Raw genomic sequence first — 18,163 nt, 5'->3', positions numbered from 1 at the left:
GATCGTGGGGTGCGGGCCCGGGGTGCGTAGTGTCGTACTCATGAGTACGACAGGCGCGGCCGCCGATCCGCTCGCGGCCCTCGGTTCACTGCCCGGAGTGCCGGAGTCCGTGGAGTCCGTGCGCAAGGCTGTGGACCGCACGTACGGGCACCGGATCATGCGGCGTCGCAGCAACGAGATCACCTCCGAGGCGGCCCTGCGCGGAGCCCGTGGCTCCGCGGCGCTGTCCGGGGCCGACTGGGCGCTCGAAGAGGTGCGTCGGCGTACCGACTTCAGCGGTGACGACGAGGCGCGCGTCATGGGCGCGTCCCTGCGGCTGACGGCTGAGGCGGGGCAACTGCTGTCCATCTGGCGGCAGTCGCCGCTTCGGGTGCTGGCCCGGCTGCACCTGGTGGCCGCCGCGAGCGACGACGACCGGGTCGGACGTCCGCGGCAGGGGGGCGAGCCCGTCGACGAGCCGCTGGTCGAGCTGCCGCTGCCGAGCGCGGCGGAGGCGCATGGCCGGCTGGAGGGGCTTTCGGAGCTGATCATCGCCGGCGGTTCGGCGCCCGCGCTGGTGACGGCCGCCGTCGTGCACGGTGAACTCCTCGCGCTGCGGCCCTTCACCTCCCACAACGGCCTGATCGCGCGCACGGCCGAACGCATCGTCCTGGTCGGCAGCGGCCTTGACCCGAAGTCCGTCTGCCCGGCCGAGGTCGGCCACGCGGAACTGGGTCGCGCGGCCTATCTGGCGGCGTTCGACGGCTACGTCTCCGGCACCCCCGACGGCATGGCCGCCTGGATCGCCCACTGCGGCAAGGCGGTCGAGCTCGGGGCACGCGAGTCGACGGCAGTCTGTGAGGCGCTGCAGCGTGGCGCGGCGTAAAGCACGCGTGCGTGGGGTGTCGTAAAACGCGAAAAGCCCCGCGTGGGGGCTCATAAGAGCAGGGGCTCGTAAGAGTTGCGGCGGTACGAGGATTCGTACCGCCGCTGGCATGTTCACCGGGTTACCAAGCGTCCTCGATATGTTGCCCATCAGGTCGGGAACTTTGCCCGTCACCTGGTGCGGCTGGCCCGTAATCGACGGGTCGACGTCGCGTGGGTGCCCAGTGTTCATGCTCGGTCCGTGGGGCCAAATGCGTATTAAAGGTGATCCTCTCGGATGTCCTTGGTCTCGCGGGCCGTTGAGTCCTTTGTACTCCAGGACCCAACCAAGCGGAAGGTCTGGCTGCAGTTCTTTACTTTTGCTCGCAAAACGGAGGCAAACGGACTCCGGTGTGTCGAACGAGGCGCGCGGAACTCGGGAAGTGCGGTTCAGGCGAGCGCGGAACGGCGTCGGCTGGCGTACCAGACGAGGCCCGCGGTGGCGGCCGCGGCTCCTATGGCCGCGGCCGCGACAAGGGCGGGGCGCGGCGGTACGGAGAAGGACGGAAGCCGCTGCTTGAGCCGAACGGGGCGATGGAAGTCGAGAATCGGCCACCCGCGCGCGAGCGCCTCGCGACGCAGCGCGCGGTCGGGGTTCACGGCGTGCGGGTGGCCGACGGACTGAAGCATCGGCAGGTCGGTGGCGGAATCGCTGTAGGCGTAGCAGCGGGAGAGGTCGTAGCCCTCGGACTCGGCCAGCTCCTTGATCGCCTCGGCCTTCGTGGGGCCGTACGCGTAGTACTCCACCTCCCCGGTGAAGCAGCCGTCGTCGCCCACCACCATGCGCGTGGCCACCACACGGTCGGCGCCGAGCAACTCGCCGATCGGCTCGACCACCTCGGCGCCCGACGTGGACACGATCACCACGTCGCGACCCGCGGTGTGGTGCTCCTCGATGAGGGAGGCGGCCTCGTCGTAGATGATCGGGTCGATCAGGTCGTGCAGCGTCTCGGCGACGATCTCCTTGACCTGCTGGACGTTCCAGCCGCGGACGAGCGCGGAGAGGTACTCGCGTGTGCGCTCCATCTGGTCATGGTCCATACCACCCAGGCGGAAGACGAACTGGGCATATGCGGTTCGCAAGGCGGCCCGACGGTTGATCAGACCGCCTTGGTAGAACGACCGTGAGCGTGCTCGACTTCGCAATGACCGTCTTGTCCAGGTCAAAGAAGGCCGCTGTGCGGGGCAAGGAGTGGTTTTCCACGACCCTGAGCATAGGCGCAGCCCATTCGGCGTAAGGTGGGCGCGTGGGTTTGCCTGAGAGGGCTCTCGGGTACACCATGGAAGTCACGGATCGTTCGCGACCGTGCTAACCCGGTCCGACTCCTCCCCCCCCGAGTCGGCCGTGGAGACGACCCCCGCTCTCCCCCCCGGCGGGGGTCGTCGCATGTCCGGGTGGGTTTTCCGCTTTTCAGCGCGGCCACAGGGCCGAAGTGAGGCGTCTGTGGGCGCCCGTTCGGCATGCCCATGATTCGTCACTGTGTGTAGCTGTCGCGCTGCTCTGCGGAAGTCGCACAGGGGTCGGTGCGGGGGTCACCGGTTTGGGTGACGGCGATATTCACAACCACCGAGTTGTCCACAGTTATCGACCAAGATCCACACGATTTCCGGGATCGCTGCACCGTGATTCCAACGCGCACCGCTCAGGCCGACTTCATGGCCGGTTCTGGTTAGTCGGGCGTGTTTGGCCGGTTCGTATCGGCCGTTCATATGGAGGCCGGTTGCCGGTTCTTCACACGTTTGGGAATCGCGGGGCCGCAGGGCTGCGCGAGTGATGCAGCGAAGGGGGACGGAAACCGTGACCGCAGTCGTCACAGACGATCCGCAGCCCGCCGCCTCCGGGCGGCCGGGCAAGCCGTTGATCGTCACGGAAGACGCCGAACTGCTCGACGACCTGCTGCGCCTGTGCGCGGCGGCCGGCGCCACACCCGAGGTCCACCACGGAGTGCCCGAGCCCAGGGGCAGCTGGGAGGCCGCGCCGCTCGTCCTGGTCGGCGAAGACGCCGCACGCCGCGTGCGCGGGGTCGCCCGCAGACGGGGAGTGGTGCTCGTCGGCCGGGATCAGGACGACTCCGGGGTCTGGCGCCGGGCCGTCGAGATCGGCGCGGATCACGTCCTGATGCTGCCCGACGGCGAGCAGTGGCTGGTCGACCGCATCGCCGATGTCGCCGAGGGTGTCGGCCGCCCTGCCCTCACCGTCGGCGTCATCGGCGGACGCGGTGGGGCCGGAGCTTCCACGCTCGCGTGTGCCCTCGCCGTGACCGCCGCGCGGGAGGGGCTGCGCACGCTGCTCGTGGACGGCGACCCGCTGGGCGGCGGACTCGACGTGGTCCTCGGCGGCGAGGCGGCCGACGGACTGCGCTGGCCCGCGTTCGCCGGTTCACGCGGGCGGCTCGGCAGCGGCGCCCTGGAGGAGTCGCTGCCGAAACTGCACTCCCTGCGGGTCCTGAGCTGGGATCGCGGCGCCTGCGTCGCCGTCCCGCCACCGGCGATGCGCGCGGTGCTGGCCGCGGCCCGGCGCCGGGGCGGCACGGTCGTCGTCGACCTGCCCCGCCGTATCGACGACGGGGTGACCGAGGCCCTCGCCCAACTCGACGTCGGCATCCTCGTGGTCCCCGCCGAACTGCGCGCCGTCGCGGCGGCTCGCCAGGTGGCCTCCGCGGTCCAGTTGGTCCTGCGGGACCTGCGGGTGGCCGTACGCGGGCCGTACGCGCCCGGGCTCGACGACCGCGAGGTGGCGCGTCTGCTGGAGCTGCCGCTGCTGGGTGAGGTGCCGCTGGAGTCGGGACTGCTGCCGCCGCACGAGAGCAAGGAGCCTCCGGGGGCGGTGGGGCGTGGGCCGCTGGCGCGGTTCTGCCGGGAGTTCTGGGAGCGCGCGGTGCTTGAGGCGAGGGCGGCATGAACGACGGCATGAGTGGCGGCATGGGTGAGGGCATGAGGCCGGGTGCGGGGTTGGACTGGGTGAGCGGTGGCACGGGTGGTTCGGTGCGGGCGTCTCCCGAGCGGTGGCGGTCGTGCGGGACGCCGGGCGGGAGGGCCCGCAGGGCCGCCCCGAAATGGGCGTTGGAGGGCTCGGCGAGCGAAGCTGTCGCGCCGCGGGGGTCGGACGGTTCGGTCAGCGCCGATGCGGCACGGCGGGGGCAGCACGGCTCGACGAGGGCCGTTGTGGTGCGGCGCCGGCCTGAGGTTGCGGCGAGCACGGCCACCGAACGGCGGGAGTCGGCCGATCGAGGCTGGCCCGCGGCTGGGCCATGGGCATCGAACAGGACGGCTGCCGGGGCGGGTATGCCGTCGGGGCTGCTCGACGGGGTGCGGCAGTGGCTGGCCGAGAGCGGCGGCGAGCCCACGCCCGCGCGCGTGGCGCAGGCCCTGCGGGAGCAGGGCAGGGTGCTGGGCGACGCCGAAGTCCTCGGGGCCGCCCAGCAGTTGCGGTCCGAGCTGGTCGGGAGCGGTCCGCTGGAGCCGCTGCTCGCCGATCCGTCGGTGACGGACGTGCTGGTGTCGGCGCCGGACCGGGTCTGGGTCGATCGGGGCGGCGGCCTGGAGCTGACCTCCGTGTCCTTCCCGGACGCCGCGGCGGTACGACGCCTCGCGCAACGCCTTGCCGCGGTGGCCGGGCGGCGACTGGACGACGCGCGGCCCTGGGTGGACGCCCGACTGCCCGACGGGACCCGGCTGCACGCGGTGCTGCCACCGGTCGCCGTCGGCTGCGCCTGCCTGGCGCTGCGGGTGGTACGGCCGAGGGCGTTCACGCTCGACGAGCTGGTCGCGGCCGGCACGGTACCGCCGGGTGGGGACCGGGTGCTGCGGGCGCTGGTCGACGCACGGTTGTCGTTTCTCATCAGCGGTGGGACGGGCAGCGGCAAGACGACGCTGCTGAGCGCGTTGCTCGGGCTGGTCGGGGCGGGCGAGCGGATCGTGCTCGCGGAGGACTCGGCGGAGCTCAGGCCGGAACACCCTCATGTCGTACGGCTGGAGAGCAGACCCGCCAACCAGGAGGGTGCCGGGCTCGTCACCCTTGAGGACCTGGTGCGGCAGGCGCTGCGGATGCGGCCGGACCGGCTGGTCGTGGGCGAGGTGCGGGGGGCCGAAGTGGTCCATCTGCTGGCCGCGTTGAACACCGGCCACGAAGGGGGCTGCGGGACCGTCCACGCCAACGCGGCGGCCGACGTCCCGACCCGCCTTGAGGCCCTCGGCACGGCGGCCGGGCTCGACCGGGCCGCCCTGCACAGCCAGTTGGCTGCCGCGCTGTCGGTCGTACTCCATCTCGTACGCGACCGGTCCGGGCGTCGGCGGATCGCGGAGGTGCATGTGCTGGAGCGGGAGCCGTCGGGGTTGGTGCGGACGGTACCGGCGTTGCGGTGGCGCGCGGAGGGGTTCGTCTGCGAGCGGGGGTGGGAGCGGCTGCGGGGGCTGCTTCGGGGTGAGGGCGATGAGGGGCGCCGTGGCAGTGCGGGCGCGGGCGCGCCGGAAGGGGCGTGGCAGTGAGGGTGCGGGCGGCGGGCCGAAGGGCTGTGGTGATCGTGACGGTCTTGGTGACATGCGGGGTTCGGTGACATGAGGAGTCGGTGGCATGAGGGGTTCGGTGGCATGACGAGCGTCGGTGGCACGAGGGGTTCGGTGAGCTGAGTGGGTGAGGTGTCGTGGGGAGCGGCCGTTGTGTGTCTCGGGGCGGCGGTCTGCTTACTGGGCGGGCCGAACTCCGGGGCGCGACGGGCGCAGTTGCTGCTCGCGGGCGGTGGGGCGGTGGGTGCCGGTCCGCCCGACTGGCGGCAGCTGGCCGGGGAGCTGCGGCGGCTGCGAGGGCGGCTGCGGGCCGAATGGTGGGCGCCGGCTGTTGGGCTGGCGCTGGCCGTGCTGGGCTCGTCGGTGCTGCCGGTCGTGGCGGGGGCGGTCGGAGTGCCGTTGCTGCGGCGGGTGCGGCTGGCGGGGGAGGCGAGGCGGGCGCGGGAACGCCGCGGGGACGCGGTGATCGCGCTGTGCGGAGCGCTCGCCGGGGAGGTGCGGGCGGGACGGCAACCCGGTGAGGCGTTGCTGTGGGCGGCGCGGGACTCCCGTGGGCTCGGTGAGGCGCAGGCCGCGGTGCTGGCGGCGGCGAGGTTCGGCGGAGATGTGCCGGGCGCGATCGCCGCCGCGGGACGGCAGCCAGGCGCCGAGGGCCTGTTGGGCCTGGCGGCGTGCTGGCGGGTGGCCGTGGACCAGGGCGCGGGGCTCGCGGCCGGACTCGACCGGCTGGAAGGTGCGTTACGGGCTGAACGGGACCAACGTGCCGACTTGAGAGCCCAGTTGGCCGGGGCTCGGTCGACGGTGGTGATGCTCGCCGGCCTGCCGGTCCTCGGGCTGCTGCTCGGTGCCGCGATGGGGGCTGAGCCGCTGCATGTGCTGCTGCATACCGGGGCGGGGATCGGGTGCCTGGTGGTCGGCGGGGCGCTGGAGGGGCTGGGGATGTGGTGGGCGATGCGGATCGTGCGGGGAGCGGAGGCGGCGTGAGGACTCGAACCGGTCGGGGCGCGAGAGGGAGGTGACGGTGTGAGTGCGGAGGTTGTCCACAGGCTGGGGACGGCCGTGGGGGTGGCACTGGCCGTGGGGTGGCTGCTGCGTTGGTGGGCCGTGGCCCGGCACGAGCGCAGGGCACGGCGACGGCTCGCCGGATTGATGACGACGGCGGACGTGGTGTCGACCGTGGTGTCGAACCGCCGACGGTCCGACGTCCGGCGCGGCGTGCGGCGCGTGCTGCCCATGGCGGCGGTCGTGGCCGCCGGTTGGGCGCTCGTCGGCGGTGTCGCCGGTCTGGCGGTGGGTCTGGTCGTCGCCGGCGGGCTGTGGCTCTGGCGGCGTCGGCAGGATGCGGTCGGTGCCGTGGCGGAGCACGACGCCGGTGAGGTGGCTCGGCAACTTCCGCTCGCGGCGGATCTGTTGGCGGCCTGTATCGCTGCGGGAGCCGGTCCGGTGATCGCGGCGCAGGCTGTCGGCGAGGCCCTGGGCGGCCCCGTGGGCGACGTGCTGGCGCGAGGCGCCGCGGAGGTGCGGCTGGGTGGTGAGCCGGGTGAGGCGTGGCAGCGGCTGGCGTCGTTGCCACGGGCCGGGGCGCTGGCGCGGTTGCTGGAACGGGCCGATGTGTCGGGGCTCCCGGCGGCCGGACCGGTCGCACGCCTCGCCACGGAGGCCCGCGCCGACTGGGCCCGCACCTCGACGGAACGGGCCAGACGGGCGGCCGTCATGGTCTCCGCGCCGGTGGGGCTGTGTTTCCTGCCCGCGTTCATCGCGGTCGGAGTGGCGCCGGTGGTGATCGGGCTTGCGGGCGGTGTGCTGGGAGGGGGCGGTGGGTGAAGAGGTGACGGCGTGACGGGATGACGGAGCGGCGGGCGGCAACTGCGGCCGGTCAGTAGAGGAAGTTCCGAGTTCGGGGTTGCGAGTTCGGGGTCCGAGTTCGGATTTCGGCCGCAGATGTTCCACAGCCGGCTTCAAGCGCAGGCTTCAACAACTGGTTTCAACAGGACTGAGTCTTACGGGGGCTGAGATGTACAAGGCGGTACGGGCGCGGATGCGTGCCCTGGTGTGCAGGGCGCGGGCGGCGCGGAGCGACGCGGGGATGGTCACCTCCGAGTACGCGATGGGGATCGTCGCGGCGGTGGCGTTCGCCGTGGTGCTCTACAAGGTCGTGACGAGCGGGCAGGTCAGCGCGGAGCTGCAGGACATCGTGAAGCAGGCCCTCGATGCGCGGATGTGAGGGCAGGAGCGGGCAGGGATCGGAGGCACGGTTGGACCCATGGCCGGACCTGCGCTCGGACCGGGGGTTCGTGACGGCGGAGTCGGCTGTGGTGCTTCCAGTCCTGGTGATCTTCGCGATGGCGCTGGTGTGGGGGCTGCTCGTGGTGGCCGCGCAGATCCAGTGTGTGGACGCGGCCCGTACGGGCGCCCGCGCGGCAGCCCGGCAGGATCCGGCCGACGCGGTCATCGAGGTGACCCGTGAGGTCGCACCGCGCGGCGCGACGGTCACGGTGGGGCGGAACGGGGACGAGGTCCGCGTGGTCGTCGTGGCCAAGCCGCCGGTGCTGCGCGGTCTCCCCGTCGAGGTACGGGAGGAGGCCGTGGCGATGGCGGAGGAGAGGGTGGGGGAGGGGACATGAGAAAGGGTTTCTCACGGTTCCGCAGAGCAGTCATCGGCCGACACGCAGCTCAGTGCCGTGCCGTTGGCCGACGTGCAATCCGGTGGCCTGCCGTCGGCCGATACGCCGTCCGAGGCCCTGCCGCCGGCCTCCGCTCCGACCGAGGCTCCGCCACCGTCTGGAGCGTCGGCGCCATCACCGTGCTCTGTGTCGTCTTCGGCGTCGTACTCGCCCTGGGACACGCCGTCGTGACCCGGCACCGTGCGGCAGGCGGTGCGGATCTCGCGGCGCTGGCGGCGGCCGACCACTGGGCGGAGGGCGATACGGCGGCCTGCGGCCGCGCGGAACGGGTGGCTCGGGCACAGGGCGTGCGGCTCGCGCGGTGCGTGCTGGTGGGGGAGGTGTCGGACGTGACGGTGGCGTCGGGCCGGGGGCCGTTCACGGCGGAGGTCAGGGCGCGGGCGGGGCCTGCGGGGCCGCCGGGGTCGAACCTGCCGACGGGGCCTCCGCCGTTCGGTCCTACGGGAACGGACGACCGGCCGACGGACGGTCCGTAGACGGACGACCCGCAGACGGGGAGTCCGGCGTTCGGCCCAGCGGTGACAAACCGTTGGACGCCGGGTCCTGGACCGGTTGTGTGGCCACCGTCGGCTCCTCTCGCCGCTCAGGAGCCGGGGCGGGCTCCCCCTCCTGGTCCAGGACGGGCTCCCCCTCCCGGTCCAGGGCGGACTCCCCCTTCCCCTCCGGTGCTCCCCGCAGCAGCACAGTGAGCAGCCGCACGGCCCCCCGCTTGTGCAGCGGATCGTTCCCGTTGCCGCACTTGGGGGACTGGATGCAGGACGGGCAACCGGCGTCGCACTCGCAGGAGGCGATGGCCTCACGGGTGGCCGTGAGCCAGGTGCGGGCGGTGTGGAAGGCACGTTCCGCGAAGCCCGCGCCGCCGGGGTGGCCGTCGTAGACGAAGACCGTGGGGAGCAGCGTGTCGGGGTGCAGCGGGATCGAGACGCCGCCGATGTCCCAGCGGTCGCAGGTAGCGAAGAGGGGCAGCAGGCCGATCGAGGCGTGCTCGGCGGCGTGCAGGGCGCCGCCGAGGATCTCCGGGTTGATCCGGGCCTCGTCCAGCTGGTCCTCGGTGACCGTCCACCACACCGCACGGGTGCGCAGCGTACGAGGAGGGAGGTCGAGTTTCGTCTCGCCCAGTACTTCGCCGGTGATCAGCCGGCGGCGCAGGAAGGAGACCACCTGGTTGGTGACCTCGACGGAGCCGTAGCACAGCCGGCCGTCACCCCACGGGACCTCGGTGTCCGTCTCCAGGACGGAGATCGACGTCGTGTCGCGGGCGACCGTCGAGTACGGCGGGGCTGCCTCCTCGACCAGGGCGACCGAGTCCTCCAGGTCGAGGGAACGCACCAGGTACGTACGGCCCTGGTGCAGATGGACCGCGCCCTCGTGGACCGTGCCGTGCGCGGCGCCCGCGTCGACCGTGCCGAGCAGCCGGCCCGTCCCGGACTCGACCACCTGGACCGGACGGCCGCCCCCACCGCGGATGTCGGTCAGGTCGGCGGCCCGCTCCCGGCGCGTCCAGTGCCAGGCCTTCGTGCGGCGGCGCAGCAGCTTCGCGGCCTCCAGCTGCGGCAACAGCGCCTCGGTCTCGGGGCCGAACAGCTCCAGGTCCTCGTCCGTCAGCGGGATCTCCGCGGCTGCCGCACACAGGTGCGGGGCCAGGACGTACGGGTTGTCGGGGTCGAGGACCGTCGACTCCACCGGGCGGTCGAACAGGGCCTCGGGGTGGTGGACGAGGTAGGTGTCCAGCGGGTCGTCACGGGCGATCAGGATGGCCAGCGCGCCCTGCCCGGAGCGGCCCGCCCGGCCCGCCTGCTGCCACAGGGACGCGCGCGTGCCCGGGTAGCCGGCGATCAGGACGGCGTCCAGGCCGGAGACGTCGATGCCGAGTTCCAGGGCGGTGGTGGCGGACAGGCCGAGGAGTTCGCCGGAGTGGAGGGCCTGTTCCAGGGCGCGGCGCTCCTCGGGGAGGTAGCCGCCGCGGTACGCCGCGACACGCCGGGCGAGGGAGCGGTCGACCTCGGCGAGGCGTTCCTGGGCGATGACCGAGATCAGCTCGGCGCCACGCCGGGAGCGGACGAAGGCGACCGAGCGGATGCCCTGGACGGCGAGGTCGGTCAGCAGGTCGGCCGTCTCGGCGGTGGCGGTACGGCGGACGGGCGCACCCTTCTCACCCTGGAGCTCGGTGAGCGGGGGCTCCCAGAGGGCGAAGACCAGTTCGCCGCGAGGGGAGGCGTCGTCGGCGACCTCGACCACGGGAAGGCCGGTGAGACGGCGGGCGGCCACCGCGGGCTCGGCGGAGGTCGCGGAGGCCAGCAGGAAGACGGGAGAGGCGCCGTAGCGGGCGCAGAGGCGGCGCAGACGGCGCAGGACCTGGGCGACGTGGGAGCCGAAGACACCGCGGTAGGTGTGGCACTCGTCGATGACGACGTACTTCAGCGACTTGAGGAAGGAGGACCAGCGGGGGTGGGACGGGAGTATGCCGCGGTGCAGCATGTCGGGGTTGGTGAGGACGTAGTTGGCGTACTGGCGGATCCACTCGCGTTCCTCGAATGGAGTATCGCCGTCGTACACGGCAGGGCGAACAGAATTGCCCAGCGGATGTGAAAGTTCCTTCACCGAACGGCACTGGTCCGCCGCAAGGGCTTTGGTGGGGGCCAGGTAGAGAGCGGTGGCGCCGCGGCCGTTCGGCGCCTCGGAGCCGTCCAGAAGCGTCGACAGGACCGGCACGAGGTAGGCCAGCGACTTGCCGGACGCCGTGCCCGTGGCGACGACCACGGAGTCGCCGTCCAGGGCGTGCTCGGCGGCGCGTGCCTGGTGGGCCCAGGGATGTTCGATTCCCGCCGTCTGCACCGCGGCGATGATCTCCGCACGGATCCGGTCGGGCCAGACGGCATGGCGACCCTCCCGCGGGGGCACATGCTCCGTATGAGTGATGCGCGAAGCCCGGCTCGGCCCCGAGGCGAGTCGGCCCAGCACCGCGCCCGGGTCCACCCGGGAACCGGGGCCCGTCGGGGATCGATCGGATCGGTGATTCTTGGCCATCGGCACCGAGTGTGTCACTGGCGTGACGGACAATGGGACCAAGGCGTCGTGCACGCCTGCCGGTAAGTGATTGAATGCCATCGCGGCTGGCGAACCGTCCTGGGGGCTGCAAGCCGAGGTGTCCCGAGGGGCGACCGCTCGATTAGCAAGGTGCTGGAGGATCCGTGGACCTGTCCCTGTCGACCCGTACCGTCGGCGATCGTACGGTCGTCGAGGTCGGTGGCGAAATCGACGTATATACCGCGCCCAAGCTGCGCGAGCAGCTGGTCGAGCTGGTGAACGACGGGAGTTTCCACCTCGTCGTAGACATGGAGGGCGTGGACTTCCTCGACTCCACCGGGCTCGGCGTGCTGGTCGGCGGCCTGAAGCGTGTGCGTGCCCATGAGGGCTCCCTGCGCCTGGTCTGCAACCAGGAGCGCATTCTCAAGATCTTCCGTATCACCGGTCTCACCAAGGTGTTCCCGATCCACACCTCGGTCGAGGAAGCGGTGGCGGCGACCGACTGACCACCGGACCCGGGCCCGCCGCAGGGCGTGCCCGGGGCGGCAGAAGTTGAAAGCGAAGGGGGTTCGGGCTTTCGGCAGCCCGGTCCTCCGGACAGCACGCCCGTAGTTCCGAGGGGGATGCATGGCCACCGTTGAACTCCGCTTCAGCGCGCTGCCCGAGCACGTCAGGACCGCCCGGTTGGTGGCGGCAGCGGTGGCGCGCAGGGCCGGAGTGGACGAGGCCGTCCTGGACGAGGTCAGGCTCGCTGTCGGCGAGGCCTGCACCCGTGCCGTCGGACTGCATCAGAGTGTCGGCATCACGGCGCCGGTGAAGGTGTCGTTGATCGAGGAGGAGAAACAGTTCTCCATCGAGGTCGGCGATGAGGCGCCGCGCTCCGTTCCCGGTGAGCGGGCAAGCGGTGCCGCGGGCGACGACGGTGAAGTGGATGCCGAGGAGGACGAGATGGGCCTCGCGGTCATCAGCGGCCTCGTCGACGACGTGGAGGTCTCCGCGGGGGAGCACGGCGGGTTGATTCGTATGACCTGGCCAACCACACCGCCGGCCGTGGTGCTCACCTGACGACCTGCCGACCCGACTCACGCTCGACACGACTCACGCTCGACCCGAGTCACTCTCAACCCGAGTCACTCTCAACGCGAAGGGGCCCTGCTCAGCAGGGCCCCTTCGCGTTTGCGCCATCGACGCAGGGGAATTCGTGAAGGAATTCACGATCAATCTACCGGTAATTTGATCAAGTAAATGCGGGCGTCAATGGTTTTGAGGCATTAGCGCTTTCGGGTTCAGTGGCGTGATGTCGATCATTTGCTGAACGGCATGTGAAGGCTAATTCCGTTTACCGCGCTCTGTTTTGATCAGGTTCGGGTACCTAGAATCCGTCCACATCTTGAGCTCAGCCCAAGCGTCAAGGAGGACGAATGGCGGGGCTTTCTACCCCTCATCAGCTTGACCACCCCACAACCCTCGCAGCCGCAGTGCTCACCGACGACAACCGGATCATCATCACGGTCATCGGCGTTGTCGCGCTGGCAGCGCTCGTGGTCGCCGGCGTTCTCGTGCGCCAGGTGCTCGCGGCGGGCGAGGGCACCGACAGCATGAAGAAGATCGCGACGGCCATCCAGGAAGGCGCCAACGCCTATCTGGCCCGGCAGTTGCGCACGCTCGGCGTATTCGCCGTCATCGTGTTCTTCCTGCTCATGCTGCTGCCCGCGGACGACTGGAATCAGCGCATCGGCCGATCGGTGTTCTTCTTGATCGGCGCCGCGTTCTCGGCGGCCACCGGCTATATCGGCATGTGGCTCGCCGTACGCAGCAATGTGCGTGTCGCCGCGGCCGCACGGGAAGCGACCCCAGCGGAGGGCGAACCGGAAAAGGATCTCACCGCCGTCTCGCACAAAGCCATGAAGATCGCTTTCCGCACGGGCGGCGTCGTCGGCATGTTCACAGTGGGGCTCGGTCTGCTGGGCGCCTCCTGTGTGGTGCTGGTCTACGCGGCCGACGCGCCGAAGGTGCTCGAAGGATTCGGACTCGGTGCCGCGCTGATCGCGATGTTCATGCGTGTCGGCGGCGGCATCTTCACCAAGGCCGCCGACGTCGGCGCCGACCTGGTCGGAAAGGTCGAGCAGGGCATTCCGGAGGACGACCCGCGCAATGCCGCGACCATCGCCGACAACGTGGGCGACAACGTCGGCGACTGCGCGGGCATGGCGGCCGACCTCTTCGAGTCGTACGCCGTGACCCTGGTCGCCGCGCTGATCCTCGGATCGGCGGCGTTCGGTGACTCCGGGCTCGCCTTCCCGCTGATCGTGCCCGCGATCGGCGTGATCACCGCGATGATTGGCATCTTCGCGGTGGCCCCGCGCCGCAGCGACCGCAGCGGCATGACGGCGATCAACCGCGGGTTCTTCATCTCCGCGGTGATCTCGATCGTGCTGGTCGCGATCGCCGTGTTCATCTACCTGCCGTCGTCGTACGCCGACCTCGAGGGCGTCACCGACGCGGCGATCGCGGGCAAGGACGGCGACCCGCGGATCCTCGCGCTCGTCGCCGTGGCGATCGGCATCGTGCTGGCCGCCGTCATCCAGCAGCTGACCGGCTACTTCACCGAGACCAACCGCCGCCCGGTCATGGACATCGGCAAGACCTCGCTCACCGGTCCCGCCACCGTCGTCCTCGCCGGTATCTCCGTCGGTCTCGAATCGGCGGTCTACACCGCCCTGCTGATCGGCCTCGGCGTGTACGGGGCGTTCCTGCTCGGCGGCACATCGATCATGCTGGCGCTGTTCGCGGTGGCGCTGGCCGGCACCGGCCTGCTCACCACGGTCGGTGTGATCGTCGCCATGGACACCTTCGGTCCGGTCTCCGACAACGCGCAGGGCATCGCCGAGATGTCCGGCGACGTCGAGGGCGCGGGTGCTCAGGTGCTCACCAACCTGGACGCGGTCGGCAACACCACCAAGGCCATCACCAAGGGCATCGCCATCGCCACCGCCGTCCTGGCGGCAGCGGCGCTCTTCGGGTCGTACCGCGACGCCATCACCACCGGCGCGCGGGACGTGGGCGAGAAACTCAGCGGCGAAGGCGCGCCGATGAACCTGATGATGGACATCTCGCAGCCCAACAACCTCGTCGGCCTCATCGCGGGCGCGGCGGTCGTCTTCCTCTTCTCGGGCCTCGCCATCAACGCCGTGTCGCGGTCGGCGGGTTCCGTGGTCTACGAGGTGCGGCGGCAGTTCCGTGAGCGGCCCGGGATCATGGACTACACGGAGAAGCCGGAGTACGGCAAGGTCGTCGACATCTGCACCCGGGATGCCCTGCGCGAGCTCGCCACGCCCGGTCTGCTCGCCGTGTTGGCACCCATCTTCATCGGGTTCACGCTCGGTGTCGGCGCCCTGGGCGCGTTCCTGGCGGGCGCGATCGGCTCCGGCACGCTGATGGCGGTGTTCCTGGCCAACTCCGGCGGTGCCTGGGACAACGCCAAGAAGCTCGTCGAGGACGGCCACCACGGCGGCAAGGGCAGTGAGGCCCATGCCGCCACGGTGATCGGCGACACGGTCGGCGACCCCTTCAAGGACACCGCCGGTCCCGCGATCAACCCGTTGCTGAAGGTGATGAACCTGGTCGCGTTGCTCATCGCGCCCGCGGTCATCCAGTTCAGCTACGGCGAGGACAAGAACACCGGCGTACGGGTCGTGATCGCCGTCGCCTCGCTCCTCGTGATCGTCGGTGCGGTCTACGTCTCCAAGCGGCGAGGCATCGCCATGGGTGACGAAGGCAACGCCGACAGGGTGGCCAAACCGGCCGATCCCGCGGTGGTTTCGTAGGCGGTCTTACGACGGCCCAGCTCAAGAGGCGGGCGGGTGGCGCGCGTTGGCGTGCCGCCCGCCCGCCTTGTGCGTGTTCACGCCCTAGCCGTGACCCTTCTCTCACATGGTGTAAAGAGTCTTATAACGTCACTAATGCTGCATTCGGTGCATGGCTGTCTTCCGTACGGCGTGTAAGGTCCGTTGGCCGAGAGCCACGGAAGGGACCGAACCGGTGAACAAGAAGCTCGCGGCCGCACTGTCCGGCGGTGCGGTACTGGTGCTGGCACTGACGGGATGCACGAGCGACGAGGGCAACCCGGAGCTGGACGCCTGGGCCAAGCAGATCTGCGACACGGCGCCGACGCAGAACGCGAAGATCGCGGCGGCCGACAGAGCGATCACGAAGGCGGCCAAGGACAGCCCGCCCGAGGAGCTCCAGAAGGTCGACGCCAAGGCTTTCCAGGACCTCTCCGACGGCTTCAAGGCGCGCGCGACCCTGCTCGCGGACGCCGGAGCACCTCCCGGCGTCGAGGACGGCGCGAAGAAGCAGCAGGACGCCATCAAGAAGCTCACCGCGCTCTCCGCGAGCTACGCCGACCTGAAGAAGCAGATGGACGGGCTCAACACGAAGGACCAGGGGAAGTTCGCGTCCGGGTTGAGCAAGGTCGGCAAGGGCATGAAGGACGTGGTGAGCCAGCGCAAGAGCGCGCTCGACGCCCTGAAGAAGCTGGAATCGAGCGGCGACACCAAGCAGGCACTGCTGAAGCAGGAGGGCTGCAAGCAGGTGGCCGCCTCGGCGTCCGCGGCGGCCACCGACAGCTGAGCCACCTTCGGAGCGGGCGCGGGTCACAATGAGGGCGTGAGTTACTCCAGCCTGTCTGCCCTGCCCGCCTCCGACCGTCCCGATGTCGCCGCCCGGCTGCGGGAGGCCCTGCTAGCGGCCTCCTTCACCGCAGACGGGCTGCTCGAACTGCTCGGTGCGCCCGCGTACGCGGCGCTCGCACGCAGCGAGACCGTGCCCGCGCTCCGGGCGACCCGGGGAGACACCCCGCTGGAGGCGCTCGTACGGCTCTTCCTGTTGCAGCAACCCGTGCCGCACGCGCGCGTGGCGGGCGTTCTGCCCGTCGACGCCTGCCTGGAGAGCGGTTGGCTGCTCCGGGCCGGCCAGGACTCCGACGATGTCGCCGCGACCGTGGACGTACGGCCGTACGGCGGGCCCGAAGGCGAGGACTGGTTCATCGTGTCCGACCTGGGCTGCGCGGTCGGAGGAGCGGGCGGCATCGGCAGCAAGGACGAGGGGGTCGTCCTCGGCGTCGGCGGCGCGTCCACGACCCTCGCCGGCATCACCGTCCGTACGCCTGTCGCCTCCGCCCTCGACCTCGGCACCGGTTCCGGCATCCAGGCGCTGCACGCCGCGCAGCACGCCACGCGCGTGACGGCGACCGACCTCAACCCGCGCGCGCTGCACATCACCGCGCTCACGCTCGCGCTGTCCGGCGCCCCGGCCGCGGATCTGCGGGAGGGCTCGCTGTTCGAGCCGCTCAGGAACGGCGAGACGTACGACCTGATCGTGTCGAACCCGCCCTTCGTCATCTCGCCCGGCGCCCGGCTGACGTACCGCGACGGCGGGATGAGCGGGGACGATCTGTGCCGCTCGATCGTTCAGGGGGCGGGGGAACGACTGAACGAGGGCGGGTTCGCGCAGTTCCTCGCCAACTGGCAGCACGTGGAAGGGGAGGACTGGCAGGACAGGCTGCGGTCGTGGGTGCCGCGCGGGTGCGACGCCTGGATCGTGCAGCGCGAGGTCCAGGACATCACGCAGTACGCCGAGTTGTGGCTCAGGGACGCCGGTGACCACCGGGGTGACGTGGCCGAGTACCAGGCGCGGTACGACGCATGGCTGGACGAGTTCGAGGCGCGCAAGGTGAAGGCCGTGGGCTTCGGGTGGATCACCTTGCGGAAGGCGTCGGCCGCCGTGCCCTCGATCACGGCGGAGGAGTGGCCGCATCCGGTCGAGCAGCCGCTCGGGGAGGCGGTTCGGGAGCACTTCGACCGGCTCGACTATCTGCGTGCCCGCGACGACGCCGCCCTGCTGGAGGACCATTTCAGGCTCGTCGGCGAGATCGTGCAGGAGCAGATCGGGCTGCCCGGCGCCGAGGACCCGGAGCACGTGGTGCTGCGCCAGCATCGCGGCATGCGCCGGGCGACCCAGGTGGACACGGTCGGCGCGGGCTTCGCGGGCGTGTGTGACGGCTCGCTGAGCGCGGGTCGGATTCTGGACGCGATCGCCCAACTGATGGGCGAGGACCCGGTGTTGCTGCGCGACCGTACGCCCGCGCAGATCCGGCTCCTGGTGGAACAGGGGTTCCTCAAGCCGACACGGTAAGCCCTGCCGAGGGCTCCGCCGAGAGATCGTCCGCCCGTGTAAAAGTGGCCGACCACCCGGCCGGAACTGTCGGCGAGAGGACTCACCCGTCCCGTTGATCGACCGCGTCGCCAAACCGCGCACCGGCCGGCGCCTAGACACGATCAAGCGTCCGGCGAAATGAGCCACAGGAAGAGCCCCGAGTACGTCACCGTGGCTGTGAGGCGACAAATTCAGACGATCTCCGGTGCCGGGTGGGACTTGCCCGGCCACGGAGGTCGGTGAGGGCGTCGGGTTCTGTGGGGCTGCTGTGACTACTGCGGTCCCAGGGCCCGGAGAGTCCACAGCCGCGTCGATCGCGCGTTCACCTGAGGTTCGCCCGTGCGCCGCCCTTGCGTGACAGTCTCGCCGGGCTGGGCGCTCACGGACGGGAGAAAAGGGGCGAGCGGAACCATGGAAAGTGGACCGGCGATCTTCGTTGGGGTCGTGTTCGCCCTGTTCGGAGGCGGGCTGCTGGCATGGACCGCGGTCCGGGTCCGGCAGCGCCGGCCCGTCGCTCACGGTGTGAGTCCCGTCGCATCGGCGACGCTCGCGGGCCTCGGCTCGGTGATCGCTCTGATCCTCGCAACGTGGTGCTTCACCCGACTCTGAGAACGGCCCGCGAGCTGCGCGGCGGATAATTGGGAGGGCCTCTTCCGGAAAGGCTCGAAAAGACCGGTGGGCACTCCGGGCGGCAGGAATGACGGAAGTCGGGTTACCGTTCGAGTGGCCGTTGCGGGCTTTTCCCGTTTGACAACGGGGCGGGATGTACCGTCACACTCCGCAGCGTCACCACCACCCGACCCCGGGATCCGATCGACTCCGGGGAG

At 70.9% G+C, this 18,163-nt stretch carries 15 protein-coding genes and 1 pseudogene; 14 read left to right on the top strand and 2 right to left on the bottom strand.

Annotation, left to right across the window (positions count from 1 at the left end; translation table 11 throughout):
- Nucleotides 1-40 precede the first annotated feature (40 nt).
- Nucleotides 41-865, top strand: a complete 825-nt coding sequence (locus ADK36_RS43370; RefSeq protein WP_048587252.1) for a hypothetical protein — start codon at nt 41-43, stop codon at nt 863-865.
- Between the two features lie 428 nt (nt 866-1,293).
- On the opposite strand, the pseudogene ADK36_RS43365 reads toward ADK36_RS43370, so the two are convergent.
- Nucleotides 1,294-2,119: pseudogene (locus ADK36_RS43365) on the bottom strand (HAD family hydrolase).
- A 558-nt stretch (nt 2,120-2,677) separates the two neighbouring features.
- Between ADK36_RS43365 and ssd the strand changes: the two are divergent.
- From ssd to ADK36_RS43330, 7 genes are all read left to right on the top strand, one after another.
- On the top strand, nt 2,678-3,805 hold the full coding sequence (gene ssd / locus ADK36_RS43360) for a septum site-determining protein Ssd (RefSeq protein WP_053201528.1): 1,128 nt from the start codon (nt 2,678-2,680) through the stop codon (nt 3,803-3,805).
- 383 nt (nt 3,806-4,188) lie between these two features.
- Nucleotides 4,189-5,391, top strand: coding sequence for a TadA family conjugal transfer-associated ATPase (locus ADK36_RS43355; RefSeq protein WP_048587255.1), 1,203 nt, complete (start codon nt 4,189-4,191; stop codon nt 5,389-5,391).
- Between the two features lie 141 nt (nt 5,392-5,532).
- Nucleotides 5,533-6,393: a type II secretion system F family protein gene (locus tag ADK36_RS43350; protein WP_053201527.1), complete on the top strand. Its 861-nt coding sequence runs from the start codon at nt 5,533-5,535 to the stop codon at nt 6,391-6,393.
- A gap of 39 nt (nt 6,394-6,432) precedes the next feature.
- On the top strand, nt 6,433-7,233 hold the full coding sequence (locus ADK36_RS43345) for a type II secretion system F family protein (protein WP_053201525.1): 801 nt from the start codon (nt 6,433-6,435) through the stop codon (nt 7,231-7,233).
- Nucleotides 7,234-7,423: 190 nt separating this feature from the next.
- On the top strand, nt 7,424-7,633 hold the full coding sequence (locus ADK36_RS43340) for a DUF4244 domain-containing protein (protein ID WP_048586722.1): 210 nt from the start codon (nt 7,424-7,426) through the stop codon (nt 7,631-7,633).
- 70 nt (nt 7,634-7,703) lie between these two features.
- Nucleotides 7,704-8,033 carry a TadE family type IV pilus minor pilin gene (locus tag ADK36_RS43335; protein WP_053201548.1) on the top strand — a complete coding sequence of 110 codons (330 nt, stop codon included), beginning with the start codon at nt 7,704-7,706 and terminating at the stop codon, nt 8,031-8,033.
- A gap of 77 nt (nt 8,034-8,110) precedes the next feature.
- The gene (locus tag ADK36_RS43330; RefSeq protein ID WP_048586727.1) at nt 8,111-8,569 is read left to right on the top strand and encodes an Rv3654c family TadE-like protein; all 459 of its coding nucleotides are present in this window, start codon (nt 8,111-8,113) and stop codon (nt 8,567-8,569) included.
- Here the strand turns inward: ADK36_RS43330 and ADK36_RS43325 are convergent.
- Nucleotides 8,532-11,201: a DEAD/DEAH box helicase gene (locus ADK36_RS43325; protein ID WP_234330095.1), complete on the bottom strand. Its 2,670-nt coding sequence runs from the start codon at nt 11,199-11,201 to the stop codon at nt 8,532-8,534. The two genes, ADK36_RS43330 and ADK36_RS43325, sit on opposite strands and share 38 nt — an antisense overlap.
- Nucleotides 11,202-11,284: 83 nt before the next feature.
- Between ADK36_RS43325 and bldG the strand changes: the two genes are divergently transcribed.
- From bldG to ADK36_RS50850, 6 genes are all read left to right on the top strand, one after another.
- The gene (gene bldG, locus ADK36_RS43320) at nt 11,285-11,626 is read left to right on the top strand and encodes an anti-sigma factor antagonist BldG (RefSeq protein ID WP_003975386.1); all 342 of its coding nucleotides are present in this window, start codon (nt 11,285-11,287) and stop codon (nt 11,624-11,626) included.
- 121 nt (nt 11,627-11,747) lie between these two features.
- Nucleotides 11,748-12,185, top strand: a complete 438-nt coding sequence (locus ADK36_RS43315; RefSeq protein WP_048586721.1) for an ATP-binding protein — start codon at nt 11,748-11,750, stop codon at nt 12,183-12,185.
- Nucleotides 12,186-12,541: 356 nt separating this feature from the next.
- Nucleotides 12,542-14,947 carry a sodium-translocating pyrophosphatase gene (locus tag ADK36_RS43310; protein ID WP_048586720.1) on the top strand — a complete coding sequence of 802 codons (2,406 nt, stop codon included), beginning with the start codon at nt 12,542-12,544 and terminating at the stop codon, nt 14,945-14,947.
- Between the two features lie 214 nt (nt 14,948-15,161).
- Nucleotides 15,162-15,752 (top strand): hypothetical protein, encoded by a 591-nt coding sequence (locus tag ADK36_RS43305; RefSeq protein WP_048586719.1) that lies wholly within the window; start codon nt 15,162-15,164, stop codon nt 15,750-15,752.
- 36 nt (nt 15,753-15,788) lie between these two features.
- Nucleotides 15,789-17,315, top strand: a complete 1,527-nt coding sequence (locus tag ADK36_RS43300; RefSeq protein WP_048586718.1) for a DUF7059 domain-containing protein — start codon at nt 15,789-15,791, stop codon at nt 17,313-17,315.
- A 432-nt stretch (nt 17,316-17,747) separates the two neighbouring features.
- Nucleotides 17,748-17,945, top strand: a complete 198-nt coding sequence (locus tag ADK36_RS50850) for a hypothetical protein (protein WP_048586717.1) — start codon at nt 17,748-17,750, stop codon at nt 17,943-17,945.
- Nucleotides 17,946-18,163: the final 218 nt, after the last annotated feature.

The organism is Streptomyces viridochromogenes (genome assembly GCF_001270495.1).
Classification (GTDB): domain Bacteria; phylum Actinomycetota; class Actinomycetes; order Streptomycetales; family Streptomycetaceae; genus Streptomyces; species Streptomyces viridochromogenes_A.
Note: the sequence above shows the minus strand (reverse complement) of the source record. Positions and strands in the feature narration are given on the sequence as shown.